Here is a 15,472-nt window from a genome sequence, read left to right on the forward strand (position 1 = left end):
CAGCATGATCTGCCGTGGCTGGCGTAATCCGCGGCAGAGAAGGCGGCGCTAGAAAGTAGTGATCCGATTTCGGCAGGAACTGCTTGCGGCGGTGATGGTATTCATCGTTCCGTCGGACCTCCGCAGCGGGGGTGCCATGGTGTTGGGAAACGATGGGGAAGCCAAGCTCGAGGCGCGTTATACTGACTGTTCAGGAAATCGAGTTCGCGTTCGCGTGCAAGACATTCGTTCTCGAAATGGACCCGCGCGCAGGGAATCAAATTATCATCGAGGGGCATGCCATCGCCGTCCCTGATTCTGGGAAAACCAGGCGAGCCTTTCTGCATTATGGCCTTACACGCCTCTTGCGAGTTTTTAACAAGGCAATCGAGCAGCGGGCGATTCCGCTAGAGCAAGTTCCGGGGCTCATCTCCAACCTTGCCATATTCAACGAGAAAATTCTTCGCGCCTTTGACGTGGTTGCCGAGTGATAAGTAGACTCGGCGTGAGCATCGCTACTGTCACACCAGAATGACCAGCAGAGATTCAAGAAAGCTTTGGGAAGAGCTTTAGGGTGCACCTTAAGCACCGCCTCACCATTGCTGGTAAAGATGGGTTACAAGCCTGAGGCAGGATGGTGGGTGCACAAGGGATCGAACCATGGACCTCTCCCGTGTGAACCACAATCCGTAGATCCGAGCTAACCAAATCCGGCCATATTAGGCGCAGCGCTAGGTCGAAATCTACTGTAACACCCACCGTGTTGCCACCCGCCCCATTCGTAACCCAAAACCCCCGAACCCGAATCGCTGCTCAGGAGGAGCCATGGCAGAAAAACGAAACGTTCCGAGGCGGCTGTTCAAGTACCGCGCGTTCAATAATCTCACACTCGATATGATCATTGCGGACAATCTCTTTTATGCCGATCCGAGCACATTCAATGATCCGCTCGATACGCGGCCGTCGCTCAACACCGACCTTCCCGCCACAGACCTCGATCGCGCGTTACGCCAACTCGTCGAGCGGCGCGTCAGCGCGGAGATGAAAGCCGCGGCTAAGACAATCAGGTACAAAGGTCCGAAAACCCTGGATCATATCGATCGACTTAGCCGCCTACAGGCCGATCGGGTCATTTCGGAAATCAGCTACAACGCTACCGACCCAAGCTATGAAATAGATGACCCTCTTCAGTTTTTGCTTGGTAGCTATCTGGAGAAGGAACTGCTGCTGCAATATGACAAGGGCATTGTGTCTATGGGGCAGCGCGCCACCTGCCCGTTGATGTGGAGCCACTATGGCGATCAGCATCACGGTGTCTGCATCGGCTACTCGGTGCCGTCTGATGCGTTCGATGATCTCCATAAGGTAAAGTACGGCGGCACGCGGCTCGTCGATGCCAGCAAGGTCCTAGCGATGCTCGACGGCGACAAGGACGCTCGTCGTCAGGTCGACGAGGCCGTTCTGTTGCGAAAGGCGGCGAGCTGGCGATACGAGCAGGAATGGCGTTTGATTGGACCGCGCGGGGTGCAGCGTTCCCTACTGGAGCTCGAAGAGGTGATTTTCGGAATGCGCTGCAAGGAAGCCGTGAAGTACGCTATCGTCACGGCGCTGGATGGCAGGCGACGCCCCGTTCGTTTCTATGAAATGCGCGAACTCCACGGGACCTTCAATTTGAAGAAATATCCGCTGGACGACGGAGAAATGAGGACCTTTTTTCCGAGGCGATCTCGTGACATCCACGAAGCATTCCAATCCGCCGCCGCTTCCTACGCGGAGGGGCAATCGTCGTGATGGATTTGCCTCGCATGGAAGGAAGCTCACGACTCCCGTATCTGCTGATGAAAGCTGGCCTGTCTGGCGGTTGTGGCAGTCGGAAGCCCAGCTGCGGATAGGGCGTTGTCGACTACGGCTCTCACGCTCTCCATGCTGCTGAATTCAATGGCGAGTGCGATCATCGAGCGTATACAAGCCCAAGGGGGGCGGGGGGCTCGTGAACCGAGCCGCGCTGCGTCTCGACCTTGCTGCTTCGATTCGTCGCGTTAGAGCTTTGGTGCTCCTCGCCGGGGACACTCGGAAAAGGGGCTCGCCTGCGGCGATCGCTATCACTGCCCCGTTCCCGGGTGCCGCTATTGAACCGGTCTCGTCGCTGCACTCGGACCCGCGTGCCCCTTCGGGTCGCTCTATGCTCACGCTCTCCGGGTGCCATTTTCCGTTGAGGCGATGCTCCCCTAGCGCACGCCTGATCGGGCCTGCGGCCCAGGCAGATTGTGAGACTGGGCCGCCGCTTCCGCGCTGGCCGCTCTTTTTCGAGCGAGGAGGGTTGAGACCGGCTAAGGCGCAGCTTGGCGCATCTCGCCGAATCAACCAAAAGCGAGCCGGAAAGCCGATCACCCCCAGGTCTAAGCCGGTACCGAGCAACTTCGTCGACTTAATCGAGGCGCTGCGGCGGTCCGTGGGCAGGAGGCGGCGCCGGCAAAGGCGGCCAAGAAGCCGAAGAAGGCCCCCGTCGGACAGAAGAAATGCTGATGCCAATCGAAGGCAAGAAGCCAAAGGAGGCAGCGGCGAAGAAGTCGGTGCCGCGGCCGCAGCGAAAGTCGGCCTAAGCGCTATCGTATTTATCACCGGCAGCACCGACGGACTCGGCCGGGACCCGGCCGAGTCGCTTCCTCGTTAGGCGACCAGTCTGAGCTTCTGTCGCTTTCTTTCGGCCTGCTGCTTCCCTGACTCGCGCGACTTGATGAAGTCAGCCCACGCCTGGAGCACCTCGCGTCGCCGCTGGATCATCTCGCTGTCCCAATACGACAGCTCGGCCTCGTCGCCGACTCGATGCGACAAGCAGAACTCAAGGACTTCGCGGCGAAAATTGTGCTCTTTGTTGTCTGCGCCCCAGTTTCTGAAGCTCGTGCGGCAGCCATGCATGGAAGATTTGACGGCGGTGCGCTCGATAGCTCCAACAAGGGCGTTCGCCCGGAACGGCTGATGTTCCTCAGCGTGGTCCGAGGGGAATACATACTTATCTGTGCGCCGCATCGATTGGATGATCTCGATGGCCTGATGCGACAGCGGAACGAGATGCGGTTTGGGCTCTAAGTCCCCCTTTATCTTCATCTTCTCAGCCGGAACCATCCATGTCTTCGCCTCGAAGTCGAGTTCGGTCCATTCCATGAGCCGGATTTCTTGGCTGCGCGACACGGTGAGGATGCCCACTTCTGCGCAGCGCGCGGCATTGCCGGGATCAGAGCGCAGCCCTGTCATCATTTGCGGCATCTTCGTGTATGGCGCGGACCGATGTCCCTTTTTGCGATTCAGCTTGCGGGGTGACGGCAGCAGGTGTTTGAGGTTGCCGCGCCATGCGGCCGGATTCTCACCTGAGCGAAGCTTCAAGGCTTTGGCAGCGTCCATCAACCGCTCAATTCGCTGGCGCGTCCGCGACGCTGTGACAGGCTTGACGGTCCAGGTCCGCTTGAGTGCCTCCAACACGTGCTCGGTGGTAATCTCGTGGACTTTCTTCTCGTGCAAGCTCGGCACGTCGCGGATGGAGCGCTGCCATTGGGATAACTCCTCTTTGGACAAGCCCCGGCACCAATCAGGGTACTGCTCCTCCGCAAATTCCTTGAATGTTTTGCTGCCTTGAGCGGTCGCCCGCTTCTTGACGCGCGGATCGATACCCTCGCGCTTCAATGCGACTTTATATTCGCGGGCCTTCTCGCGCGCGCTGCTTAGGGTCAGAACGTCACCCCCTGCGCTGTCGCGGTCGCCAGCCTTGGCGAACTCCATCTGCGCCCGCTTGCCCTCGAGGTCCGTGAAGCGGAAGGCCCACACCCGATCACCGCTCGCGCGCACGACCAGATAGAGACCCCCGGTGTCCGCATGAACGCCAGCTTGCAGGGATTTAACTTGGTTCGAATTGAGCGCCACTTTAACGTTCCCCTTTCGCTTACCACTTACCGGCACGGATGCTTTGGCCGCCACCGTCAGTAATTCCACGGGAACCGGTGCGGATGTGTGACCGTCACGGATACTTTCAAAGGGAGCCGTGCGTCACCTTACCACTTTTTTACCTGGCCCGGCTGGCGTTCGGCGGTTTTAGGCGAAGACAGACGATAGCTTATAAGCCCAAGATACTGTAAACAAAAGAGAATGCGAAGGGTGACGATGCTCGGTGATAGCAGACGCAGCGCTGAAATTGGATACATGATCCGTGACGGCATTCGGTAAGACGCCGGCGCGTCCATGGTCTGCCAACTAGACCTGGCCGCGTCGGCATCTATCGTCACTTCCGGCCAACGGTGTCGCTATCGATCCGCTTGATGGCCGGGGGATTCCACACGCCGGTCAGCGCGTCCGACTTCGGCGCATAGAGGCGCATGGTGAGGCTGAACGGACCTTTGGGTGCGGGCAGCCAGTTGGCTTCGTGATCGCTGCCGGGATTTTCATTCTGGAAATAGATAGTCAGCGAGCCGTCGGCGTCGCGCTTGAACGGCATCCAGCTGCTCACCGCAAAGCGATTGACCGGATTGGCAACCTGGAAGCCTTCGTTGTCATATAGCGTGATTGACCAGAATGCCTCGACCGGCGGCAACTCGTCTTTGGTGAAGCGGATGATGTATTTGTTTGCGCCGTCGAGCGGCTTGCCGCTTTCATCGCCAATGCTGCCCGGGTAGATCGCGTCCTCCGGCAGATTGGCACCGAGTCCGATCTGGGCGACGATCGCGCGCTTCAAATAATAGGTGCCGTAAACGCCCATCGTGTCCGTGTTCATGGACCAGTTGTTGGCGACGCGCGCCAATGTCGGGACTTTCCATGCCATCAGCTTTTGCGCCTGCGCCGGCGCGTCGTCGATGGCCTTCCGCACTGTCGCGTCAACCTTGGCTGTGTCGAAGCTCTTGCCCTGCTCGAAACCAATCCGCTTCATGCGGGCGATGATCGGCTCATCGGTGATGTGTGGCGGGTTGACCTTGAGCAACTCCGCGGCATAGGCGAAGAATTTGTCGCCCGCCATCGTGTCGACTTGTCTCTTCGGCGGCGTCTTGACGTCGACGTTGGGATCGATGGTTTGCGTTACCGCGACCGGAGGCTTGCCCCATCCAGACAGCGGCGTGATCTTGTAGCCCTTCTGCACCTCGTGAACTGCGGCATAGTCGGCGGGCCCATCGGTCTTGGTGCGACCGATGACCCATACATGGGGCGTCGGCGCATTGATGCGCGTGAAGCCTGCCGGCACGTCTCCATTCCAGCCCGGCGGCACGACCAGGAAATTGGCTGCCTTGGTGCCTGTCGTGCGCAATCCCGGCGAAGCGAACACGTCGGACCACATGTCAAGCATCGGTAGAAGATAGAAGCGGCCACCGGTATCAGGAACCGAAACGACCATGGGCTCCTGCGTCAGGTCCAGCCAGGCGCTCGAATACAACGTGTCGAAATTGGGCCGCACGACCGCCCTCATGTCCGCGGTCGGGTAGGCCAGGATATTGTCGAATGTGTTGGGCGGACCGCCCATTCCACCGGTTTTGGCATCGGTATTGATGAGTTGCTTGCGCGTCAGGTCCATCGTCACGAGCGGATAGAAGTAAGTATATGCCTCCACGGCGATGGCCTGTGCCTCGTCCGCAGAAATCGATTGAGCAGCGCTCGGGACCGATGTCGGGACCATGAGAATCAGACCCGACAAGACCGCTGCTAATGATGACAGACGCTTATTCATGATGGTTCCTCCTGACTATCCCTGCAGTGGCGAGCAATAATCCTGCTTTGCTGCTGCGGATTTTCCAATTTTCCTTCAAGGGCGGAGAATGGACAGTGGACGAGCCAGCTAAGACGCGAAGCGCCGTGGTCCGGTTGATCTACATCAAGAACGTCCGCGAAGGGGCGAAGCCGGAGATCGAGCAATCCGCCGTCTCAAGTCTGCTCCAGCTCCGGAAGCGGACCCCGGAAGCCCGCGAGATTGCACAGATTTAAGTAGAGAGGGGCTCTTTCTGCCTTTATCATGAGAACCGTGACGGCGCGGTTCGCCATAGCCGATAAGGGATTGTAGCCGCTTGCCAAAAGGACCAACCACCCCTGAGAGGACGGCGAGGAAAATGGTTTTGAATTTACCATTTTGCCGGTGCCGTACATGATCCGTGACGGCATTCGGTAAACTGATCCGAACCACGGCGTTCCGGCTGATGCTGGTCTATCTGCTGTTGTTCGCGATGTTCGCGGCGTCGCTGCTCGGCTATTTCGCCTGGAACACGCGCCGGCTGATCACCGAAGAAATCACGCAGACGGTCAACGTCGAAACCGCCGAGATCAACGACATCTACATCGGCCGTGGCCTGTACGGCCTCGCGCGTGCGATCGAATACCGGTCGCTGCGGCCGAACGCCAACCTCTATCTCGTGACCAACCCGTCCGGGCAGGCTATTGCCGGCAATGTCGGCTCGCTCGCGCCCGGCGTGATGGCGACGCGCGGCTGGATCGAAACGGCCTACCGGCGGATGGAGGAGACCGACAGCCGCGATCATCGCGCGCTGGTTTACGTCAGCGAGCTGCCGAACGGCTTCCGCCTGCTGATCGGTAGGGATCTCGACGAGCGCCGCCGCCTGTTCGGCATCGTCGCAAGAGCCGCGCAATGGTCGATCCTCATCGTGGTCGTGCTGGGCCTTGGTGGCGGCATCTTCGTCGCGCGCAGAGTGCTGCGCCGGATCGATGCAATGACCGGCACCGCCCAGCGCATCATGACCGGCGATCTCAGCGAACGCCTGCCGGTCGGGCGCAGCGGCGACGAGCTGGACCGCCTGGCCGAAAACCTCAACGCCATGCTGGAGCGCATCGAGGCCCTGATGGCCGGGCTGAAGGAAGTCTCCGACAACATCGCACACGACCTCAAGACGCCGCTGACGCGGCTGCGCAACCGCGCCGAGGAAGCGTTGGCGAAATCGGGTAGCGAGGGCGAGTATCGCGCGGCACTCGAACGTACCATCGAGGAATCCGACGGGCTGATCCGCACCTTCAATGCGCTCCTGATGATCGCGCGCGCAGAATCCGGCCAGGCCCGCGGCAATATGGACGACTTCGACGCCGCCGACGTTGCCAATGGCATCCACGAGCTCTACGAGCCGCTCGCCGAAGATGACGGCATGATGCTGAAGGTGAAGACCGAACCCACGCCCGTCCACGCCAACCGCGAACTGATCAGCCAGGCGCTCGCCAATCTCGTCGAAAATGCCGTCAAATACGGCAAGCCTGTTGCGCAGGCAGCGGGAACCGTCGTCAGCATGGACAGCCGCCAGATTTTGATCGAGGCGAAGCGCGAGGGCGGTCACGTCCTGCTCAGCGTCACCGATCGCGGCCCCGGCATCCCCGAAGGCGATCGCAAGCACGCGATCGAGCGGTTCGTGCGGCTGGAAGCGAGCCGGACACTACCCGGCTCCGGTCTGGGGTTGAGCCTCGCGTCGGCCGTGGCCACATTGCACGGCGGTGAATTGAAGCTGGGCGACGCCCATCCCGGCCTCGTCGCCACGCTGGTGCTGCCTGCGCGGGCGGGCGCCAGCGACAGGGTTGCTCCCCTAACGCAGGATGTGTCACAGAAGGTGGCATGACTCTCTCCGCGCCGGGAAACGCGGACAAGCATGGTGTCGCTCTTGCCGCTCGCTTTGCGGAAGCGCCTCATGTTGCCGCTTCCACCACCGCCGAACAACGCCTTCGTGACTGGCTGGCCGAGCTCGATCCGCAAGCCGCGGCTGCGATCGAGGCGCAGTTGGTGCATTCATTCGCCCGGGAGATCCTGGCGGGGATCGCGGACTTCTCGCCATATCTGTTCGAGCTGGTTCGTGCCGATCCGGCACGGTTCATCCGGCTGCTTCAGAGCGATCCCGATGCGCATTTTGCGTCGCTGATCGAGGGCACCAGACACGCCGTCCTCGCCGCATCGGACGAAGCCGAGGTGATCCGGCTGCTTCGCCGCACGAAATCGGAAGCCGCGCTCCTGACCGCGCTGTGCGACATCGGCGGCGTCTGGCCGGTGATGCGGGTGACGGCGGCGCTGACCGATCTCGCTGTGTCCTCGGTGCAGACGGCACTTGAATTTCTGCTGCGACAGGAAGCCGCACGCGGCCGCATCTCGCCGTCGAATCCCGACGCGCCCGAAGAAGGCTCCGGCCTGATCGTGCTTGCAATGGGCAAGATGGGCGCGGGCGAATTGAACTACTCCAGCGACATCGACCTGATCGTGTTCTTCGATCCGGATGCGACGACGCTGGCCGATGACATCGAGCCCCAGCCGTTCTTCGTCCGGGTCACGCAGGGGCTGTCGCGCCTGCTGCAACAGCGGACCTATGACGGCTATGTGTTCCGCGTCGACCTGCGGCTGCGGCCAGATCCGTCCTCCACGCAAGTGGCGATCTCCCGCGACGCGGCGTTGCATTATTACGAGCGGGAAGGGCGCACCTGGGAGCGCGCCGCCATGATCAAGGCGCGCGCCTGCGCCGGCGATATCAACGCCGGCGAAGCACTGCTCGCCGAAATCTCGCCCTTCGTCTGGCGCAAGCATCTGGATTTTGCGGCGCTTGCCGACGTCCACGACATGAAGCGGCAGATGCAGACCTATCGCGGCCAGAGCGAGATCTCCGTCGAAGGACACAACGTCAAGGTCGGCCGCGGCGGCATCCGCGAGATCGAGTTCTTTGCCCAGACCCAGCAGCTGATCGCCGGCGGGCGGCATCCTGAGCTGCGGGTGCGGCCGACGCTGGTCGCGCTTGACGTGCTCGCCACCAGCAACTGGATCACCTATCAGGCGCGCGACGAGCTCACGAACGCCTACGAATTCTTGCGCCGGGTCGAGCACCGCCTCCAGATGATCGCCGACGAGCAGACCCACGCGCTGCCTGACGACAAGGAGGCGGTCGAGCGCTTTGCGTGGTTCTTCGGCTACACCAGCCGCGAAGCCTTCGCCCGCGACCTCCTGCGCCAGCTCGAAATCGTCCAGGGCCACTACGAAAAGCTGTTCGAAGGCGATCCGACCGGCACGGTCCAGCTGCCGGCGGTCGACTACGGTGCGGGCCCCGACGACCAGCGCCTGTTGCAGCATCTCACCACGCTCGGCTTCAAGAAGCCCGCCGCGCTGGCCCAGACCGTGCGCGACTGGATGACCGGCAACTACCGCGTATTCCGCAACGGGGCGACGCGCACCGCTTTCATCGAGTTCGTGCCGGCGCTGATCGACGGCCTCGCGCACGCCGAGGACCCGGACCGTGCCGTCGTCGCCTTCGACCAGTTCCTCCAGGCCCTGCAGCGCGGCGGTCGCCTGATCACGCTGCTCAGCCAGAACCGAGATCTCGTCGCACTGGTGGCGCTGGTGCTTGGTGCTGCCCCGCGGCTCGGTGAGATGTTGGCGCGGAAGCCGCAGCTCATGGACGGCCTGATCGACCCGCGGTTCTTCGGCGCGATGCCGGATCGGCAGGAATTGTCGGCGCGTCTCGCCGCCACGGTGCGCGATGCGGACTCCTACGAGGAATTTCTCGACCGGCTCCGCCTGTTCGGGCAGGAGAGCCTGTTCCTGATCGGCACGCGCATTCTGTCCGGCACCGTCTCGGCGCAGCAGGCGGGCACGGCGTTCGCCGACGTCGCCGAGGGCATCGTTCACACCGTGCATGGGCTGGTCGCCGATCGTTTCGCCGCCCAGCACGGACGGATCAGGGGGCAGGAGACCGCCATCATCGCCATGGGCCGGCTCGGCAGCCGCGAGATGACGGCATCCTCCGATCTCGACCTGATCCTGCTCTATGATTTCGACGCTGACGATCCGGACTCCGACGGCGCAAGGTCGCTGCAAGGCGCACATTACTTCGCGCGTTTCACACAGCGCCTGATCAGTGCGTTCACGACGCGAACCAATTACGGCGTGCTCTACGAGATCGATATGCGGCTGCGTCCCTCGGGGCGCGCCGGTCCCGTGGCCTCGCACATCCACTCCTTCGCCGACTATCAGGAGAACGAAGCCTGGACATGGGAGCACATGGCGCTGACGCGGGCGCGCGTCGTCTCGGCATCGCCTGCGTTCCGCGACGAGATCGAAGCCGTCATTCGCCAGGTGCTGACGCGGCGCCGTGATCGCGCGACTGTCGCCAACGACGTCGCCGAGATGCGGCGGGCGATCGCGCTGGAGAAGGGCGAGGACGACATCTGGGACCTGAAGCTCGCGGCAGGCGGTCTCGTCGACATCGACTTCATCGCGCAATATCTCCAGCTCGTCCACGCCGCCGACAAGCCGGAGATCCTCAGCGTCTCGACGCTTCAGGTGCTGGAAAACGCCGCAAGACTCGGCGTGCTCGATGCGTCGGAAGCTGAGATCTTGCGTTCCGCGGCGCGGCTCTATCACGACCTGACGCAAATCCTCAGGCTCTGCGTGATCGGAAAGTTCAATCCGGAGACGGCAGGTGTGGATCTTCAGCGCGTGATGGTGCGGGCCGGGGACACCCCCGACTTTTCCGCGCTGGAAGCCCGTGTCCGTGAAACGCAGACCGAAGTCAGGCGCGTCTTCAACGCGCTGGTCGGTTAGTGCCACAAACTCCGTCGTCATGCCCGGGCAGAAGCGCGAAGCGCGTCTTCGCGCTAGATGTCCCGGGCATCCACGTTCTTCGTGCTGCGAGAAAGGTCGTGGATGGTCGGGACAAGCCCGGCCATGACGGATGGCGTTCTTGGTGTGCCTGCTTCGAGCTGACGGTTTTCAGATTGATGAAAGCGGTCTAGTTGAAGGCCTGATGAGATTCTTTTGAGAGACTTACGATGATCTACCCAATACTAAAATTGCTCCATATCATGAGCGCCACAATTCTATTTGGTGGAGGCATTTTTGCTGCCTTGCTAGGTACAATTGTATTTGGCTCCAAGAAAGTAAAAGTCATTGCCGAAGTCGGGCCTCATATTGTCAAGGTCGAGTCGTACCTGACTGTATTGTCCGCGCTGGCTCAAATCATCACTGGATGGTGGATGGCATCACTGGCGGGATTTCCAGTTTGGACGGGATGGCTTGGGTGGGCCTTGGTACTATTTTGTATAGCCGGTCTTTGCTGGATCCCTGGTGTCTGGCTGCAGCATCGCATGGTTGATCTTTGCAAAAAGGCTAGTGAGACAAGCTCAGAATTACCCGCTGTGTATCATGAGCTCTTCAAGAATTGGACCTTTTTGGGCCTCCCATCAACGGCAGCCATGATTGGGATATTCTATTTGATGGTTTTCAAGTCAGTCTGAAAGCCTTCGATCAGCAAGGTATTGGAAGTGGGAAATCAAATAGACCGCTTTCCACTGCTGCAGGATTTTCCCGCGGAGAAATCGAGGGGGCGATCAAGAACCTGACGCGCGGCCCGGCCATGACGGTGCAGAGCCGTCTGGGCAGGATATGGCGCCACTCCTGCCGACGATGGCAATATACCCCTGATTTGCCCGACGGGTCAAGCGAAATTCGTAAAATCAGCAAGTCGTCGACCGACCCGTCCGGCTACTGTGCATGGGGTTGTTTTCGACGTTTTGTTGGACCGCCGCCTTAGTCCGGCAGGAATGCCGCGGCGCCGGTCGCGGCATCGATCATCTGCCTGACGCTGGCGCCGTAGAGCGCGGACAGTTTTTCGAGCGTCAACACATCGGCGACCGGACCTTCGCCGACCCGCATGCCCTTGCGCAAGAGGTAGGCGCGGCTAGCCGCCGCCATCGCGTGGTTCGGATCATGCGTCGTGAACAGCACGCCATGGCCGGAGGCGGCAAGCGCCCGCAACTCGCGGATCACGCGGCCCTGATTGCCAAAGTCGAGGCTCGAGGTCGGCTCGTCCAGCACGACGAATTGCGGCTCCTGCGCCAGCGCGCGGGCGAGCAGCGTCAATTGGCGTTCGCCGCCCGAGAGCATGGTGTAGGGACGTTCCGCAAGATGCGCGATGCCGAACCGTTCGAGCATGCGCGCGGCAATCGTGCGATCGGCCGAGGTCGGCCGGCCGAACAGGCCTCCATGCGCGGTCCGCCCCATCAGCACGACGGTCTCGACCGTGAAGGCAAAGGTCGCCGCATGCGACTGCGGCACATAGGCGATCAGCCGCGCGCGCTCGCGGCTGGTGAGGCCCGCGAGCTTGCGCTCGCCAAGCCTGATATCTCCCGCCTTGGGCGGAAGCAGCCCGATCAGCGTCTTCAAGAGCGTGGTCTTGCCGCCGCCATTGGGACCAAGCAGCGCCAGCACCTCGCCGGTCGCAAGCTGAACGTTGAGGTGGCTACCGACCACGCGGTCGCGATAACCGATGGAGAGATCGTGCCCCGACATGATCACGGCGCGGACCACGTCTTGGAGACGCCGGCGAGCAGCCAGATGAAGAACGGTGTGCCGACGAAGGCGGTGAGGATGCCGAGGGGAATTTCCACCTGCGCCGCGGTGCGCGCCAGCGTGTCGATCAGCAGGAGGAAGCCGCCGCCCATCAGCGCCGCCGCCGGGATCAGCCGGCCGAAATCGGGGCCGACCAGTGTGCGTGCGATATGCGGCACCACGAGGCCGACCCAGCCGATGATGCCGGCGGTCGCGACGCTGGCGGACGTCACCAGCGTAGCGGCGGCGATGATCGCGATGCGCAGGGGCCCCGTGGAGACGCCGAGCGCGCGCGCTTCCTCGTCCGGCAGCGACATCACGTTCATGCGCCAGCGCAGCGCCAGCAGGATGAGCGTGCCGATCATGACGGGCCCGAGCAGCGGAATGAGATCGGATGGGTTCGTGGATGCGAGGCTGCCGAGCAGCCAGAACGTCATCGCCGGCAGCTGGTTGTAGGGATCGGCGAGATATTTGATCAGGCCGACGCCGGCGCCGAGCAACGCCCCGATCACGACGCCGGCAAGCACCAGCACCAAGACGGGATCGCGCGCTGCGACTGCGGAGCCGACCGCATAGACCATCGCCACCGCGACCAATCCACCCGCGAAGGCCAGCGCCTGGATCGCGAACACGCCGAGCGAAAAGTAGATGCCGAGCACTGCGCCGAGTGCGGCGCCTGAGGAGGCGCCGAGGATGTCTGGCGAGACCAGGGGGTTGCGGAACAGGCCCTGGAATGTGGTGCCGGCGACGGCGAGCGCCGCGCCGACCAGGCTCGCGGCGATCACGCGCGGGCCCCGCACTTGCCAGATCACGGTCTCGACGGCGGCGGGCACGCTCGACGCATGGCCGGACAGCTTTGCCGAGAGCACGGCGATGAGGTCGCCGAGACCAACCGGATAGCGCCCGACCGTGAAGGCGAGCAGCAGCCCCGCAAGCAGGACGGCGAACGAGATCAACAGACCGGGGAGGGGCGAGCGGGACATCGCCGGCAGACTATCAGTCCCGCCCGGCGAGCACACGGTCGATATCGGCGTCGGACGGTGCGATATGGTAGAATCGCGAATAGAAGTCCCGCGTCAGCTCGCGCATGTCCTCGGGGAAATGCTGGGGGTAGAGGATCTTTGCCAGCCACCAGAGCCCGATCAGCCGGTTGACCGAGGGCGGGAAGTCGACCCAGCCGAACGGCAGCTTTGGCGACAGGTGCACGCGGCCGTCGCGCACCGCCGTGACGCCGGCCCATTGCGCATCGCTGCGCACGTTGGCGGCGAAGTCGCGGTCGATGGTCACGATGACAGCCGGATTCCACGCCAGGACCTGCTCGACCGAGACGGTGGCGAGCCCGCCCTTCTGCTCGGCCGCGACGTTGCGCGCGCCCAAAAATTCCAACGTCTCGACATTGATCGAGCCGCCGAGCCCGGTCTCGAGCCCGCGCGGCCCGCGTGCGTAGTAGACCCGCGGCCGCTCGTTCTCGGGGATGCGGTTGACGCGCGCGGTGATGGTGGCGAGCGTCGCTTCGGCGTAGGTCGCGAGCGGCTCGGCATCGCGACGGGTGAGGGCGCCGAGCAGGCGATAGGTCGCCGCTGTCGCATCGAAGCGGCCGTCGAGCAGCGCGTAGGGAATCCCGGTCTGCTCCTGCACGCGCGTGGCCAGCGAGACAAGGGTTGGCGTGGTCGAGCCGACGTCGAGGATCAGGTCAGGCTTTAGCGCGATGACCGATTCCAGGTTCGCGGTGTTGCCGCGCCCGGTAAGCCGGCCGACCTCCGGCCGCGCGCAGATGTCCGGCAGCAGGAATGCGCATTCCTCGGAACGGTTGGCGCGCGTCCAGCCGAGCAGCAACTCAGGTGCGAGCGTGTAGAGCAGTATTGATGCGGGAGGCCCGGCAGGAAAGACGCGGCTGACGGTTGCCGGGATCTCCAGCGCGCGGCCGGTGGCGTCGGTGACAGCAGCCGCGCGCACGCGGGTGGTTCCGAGCAGGAGTGCGGGGGCGGCAAGCAGCGTCCGGCGCGTCAGGCCCATCGTCAAAACCCTTCCGATCATTGCCCGACCTGTATAAGGCCGCCTGATGAGGCTGCAATGACCGTCGGAGCGCGGGCATGGCATATGCGCCATGCTCCGGCGGCTTTGAGGCGGGGCTAGGCCGCCTTCTTCAGCGTTTCGAGGGCGTCACGGACGGGAGCATCCAGGCCGGCGCCGCCGGCGTCGAGATGGGCGAAGATCGCGCGCTTCATGCGGGGATCCCAGAACTTCTTGATGTGCTCGGCAATTCCCGGCACCGCCTTGTCATGGCCCTGGCTGCGGAAGAACGTTCCGATCTGGTTGGCCATGTAAATCAATCGGTCAGGCGACATTGGCAACCTCTGTGGTGACGCAGGCCGCCACGCGGCCGCCATGCGTAAAAACTTCGAATCCGTCGCTGCGGGCGATCGCGACCAGCGTGATGCCGGCGGCCTCTGCGGTGCGAACCGCGAGCGCGGTCGGCGCGGAGACGGCAACCATGACAGGCGCGCCGATCGCAGCCGTCTTCTGTACCATCTCGACGGAGACGCGGCTCGTCAGCAGCACCATGCCGTCGCTCGCATCGGTCCGGCTGCGCGCGAGCGCGCCGGCGAGCTTGTCCAGCGCATTGTGGCGACCGACGTCCTCGCGCAGCGCCACGATGCCGCGGGCAGGGGACCAGAACGCGGCGGCGTGAACGGCGCGGGTCTGCCAGTTGATCGATTGCAGAGGCGCAATGGCCTGCATCGCCGCCATGACCTGGTCGTGCCTGAAGCGCTCTCCTTGCGGCACGATCGCAGCAGGCCGGATCGCCTCCGCAATGGACTCGACGCCGCAGATCCCGCAACCGGTCGGGCCCGCAATGTGTCGCCGCCGCTCGCTGATCAGGCCTGCGGTCTCGGGCGCCAGCCACATCCGAAGCTCGATGCCGTCATCGAGGCGCACGATTTCGAGCGACTGGATCTCGTCGACCGATGTCACGATGCCCTCGCTGAGGCTGAATCCGACCGCAAAATCCTCGAGGTTTTGCGGCGTTCCCATCATGACGGCATAGGTGCCGCCATTATAGGTCAGCGCGATCGGCGTCTCCTCCGGGATCAGCCGCGCGCCCTCGGAGGCCGCGCCGTCGCGCCAGATTTCGCGGTCGATGGCCTGTACCGCCACGTGCATGGG

Annotated in this window: 13 protein-coding genes and 1 pseudogene; 7 read left to right on the forward strand and 7 right to left on the reverse strand. The window is 62.7% G+C overall.

The window, feature by feature from the left end:
• The first annotated feature begins 236 nt into the window (after nt 1-236).
• The 3 genes and pseudogenes from JQ632_RS08485 to JQ632_RS39370 form a co-directional block, all read left to right on the forward strand.
• Complete coding sequence (locus tag JQ632_RS08485; protein ID WP_212401838.1) at nt 237-470, forward strand: hypothetical protein; 234 nt, start codon at nt 237-239, stop codon at nt 468-470.
• Between the two features lie 334 nt (nt 471-804).
• Complete coding sequence (locus JQ632_RS08490; protein ID WP_212401839.1) at nt 805-1,770, forward strand: DUF2971 domain-containing protein; 966 nt, start codon at nt 805-807, stop codon at nt 1,768-1,770.
• A gap of 568 nt (nt 1,771-2,338) precedes the next feature.
• Nucleotides 2,339-2,582 (forward strand): annotated as a pseudogene (locus JQ632_RS39370) (Ku protein); the annotation flags it as partial.
• A gap of 67 nt (nt 2,583-2,649) precedes the next feature.
• Here the strand turns inward: JQ632_RS39370 and JQ632_RS08495 are convergent.
• Entirely contained in the window at nt 2,650-3,897 is a 1,248-nt protein-coding gene (locus JQ632_RS08495; protein ID WP_212401840.1) for a site-specific integrase, read from the reverse strand.
• A gap of 355 nt (nt 3,898-4,252) precedes the next feature.
• Nucleotides 4,253-5,683: a DUF1254 domain-containing protein gene (locus tag JQ632_RS08500; protein ID WP_212401841.1), complete on the reverse strand. Its 1,431-nt coding sequence runs from the start codon at nt 5,681-5,683 to the stop codon at nt 4,253-4,255.
• A gap of 95 nt (nt 5,684-5,778) precedes the next feature.
• On the opposite strand from JQ632_RS08500, the gene JQ632_RS08505 reads away from it, so the two are divergent.
• The 4 genes from JQ632_RS08505 to JQ632_RS08520 all read left to right on the forward strand — a co-directional run bounded on the left by JQ632_RS08505 (nt 5,779) and on the right by JQ632_RS08520 (nt 11,211).
• On the forward strand, nt 5,779-5,937 hold the full coding sequence (locus JQ632_RS08505) for a hypothetical protein (protein WP_212401842.1): 159 nt from the start codon (nt 5,779-5,781) through the stop codon (nt 5,935-5,937).
• 164 nt (nt 5,938-6,101) lie between these two features.
• Nucleotides 6,102-7,562, forward strand: a complete 1,461-nt coding sequence (locus tag JQ632_RS08510; protein WP_212401843.1) for an ATP-binding protein — start codon at nt 6,102-6,104, stop codon at nt 7,560-7,562.
• A complete protein-coding gene (locus tag JQ632_RS08515) occupies nt 7,559-10,519 on the forward strand; it encodes a bifunctional [glutamine synthetase] adenylyltransferase/[glutamine synthetase]-adenylyl-L-tyrosine phosphorylase (RefSeq protein WP_212401844.1) in 2,961 nt (986 codons plus the stop codon). The genes JQ632_RS08510 and JQ632_RS08515 overlap by 4 nt, the downstream gene beginning before the upstream one ends.
• Before the next feature lie 227 nt (nt 10,520-10,746).
• Nucleotides 10,747-11,211 (forward strand): DUF2269 domain-containing protein, encoded by a 465-nt coding sequence (locus JQ632_RS08520; protein WP_212401845.1) that lies wholly within the window; start codon nt 10,747-10,749, stop codon nt 11,209-11,211.
• 292 nt (nt 11,212-11,503) lie between these two features.
• Here JQ632_RS08520 and JQ632_RS08525 read toward each other — a convergent pair whose 3' ends face one another.
• The 5 genes from JQ632_RS08525 to fdhD form a co-directional block, all read right to left on the reverse strand.
• Nucleotides 11,504-12,271: an ABC transporter ATP-binding protein gene (locus tag JQ632_RS08525; protein WP_409363474.1), complete on the reverse strand. Its 768-nt coding sequence runs from the start codon at nt 12,269-12,271 to the stop codon at nt 11,504-11,506.
• Entirely contained in the window at nt 12,268-13,287 is a 1,020-nt protein-coding gene (locus tag JQ632_RS08530; RefSeq protein WP_212401846.1) for an iron ABC transporter permease, read from the reverse strand. The genes JQ632_RS08525 and JQ632_RS08530 overlap by 4 nt, the downstream gene beginning before the upstream one ends.
• A 13-nt stretch (nt 13,288-13,300) precedes the next feature.
• A complete protein-coding gene (locus JQ632_RS08535) occupies nt 13,301-14,341 on the reverse strand; it encodes an iron ABC transporter substrate-binding protein (protein WP_249151593.1) in 1,041 nt (346 codons plus the stop codon).
• 95 nt (nt 14,342-14,436) lie between these two features.
• Entirely contained in the window at nt 14,437-14,652 is a 216-nt protein-coding gene (locus tag JQ632_RS08540) for a formate dehydrogenase subunit delta (protein ID WP_212401847.1), read from the reverse strand.
• A complete protein-coding gene (gene fdhD, locus JQ632_RS08545) occupies nt 14,642-15,469 on the reverse strand; it encodes a formate dehydrogenase accessory sulfurtransferase FdhD (protein WP_212401848.1) in 828 nt (275 codons plus the stop codon). Before fdhD ends, JQ632_RS08540 begins: the two co-directional genes overlap by 11 nt.
• Nucleotides 15,470-15,472: the final 3 nt, after the last annotated feature.

Origin of the sequence: Bradyrhizobium liaoningense (assembly GCF_018130955.1) — a bacterium.
Lineage (GTDB): Bacteria > Pseudomonadota > Alphaproteobacteria > Rhizobiales > Xanthobacteraceae > Bradyrhizobium > Bradyrhizobium liaoningense_C.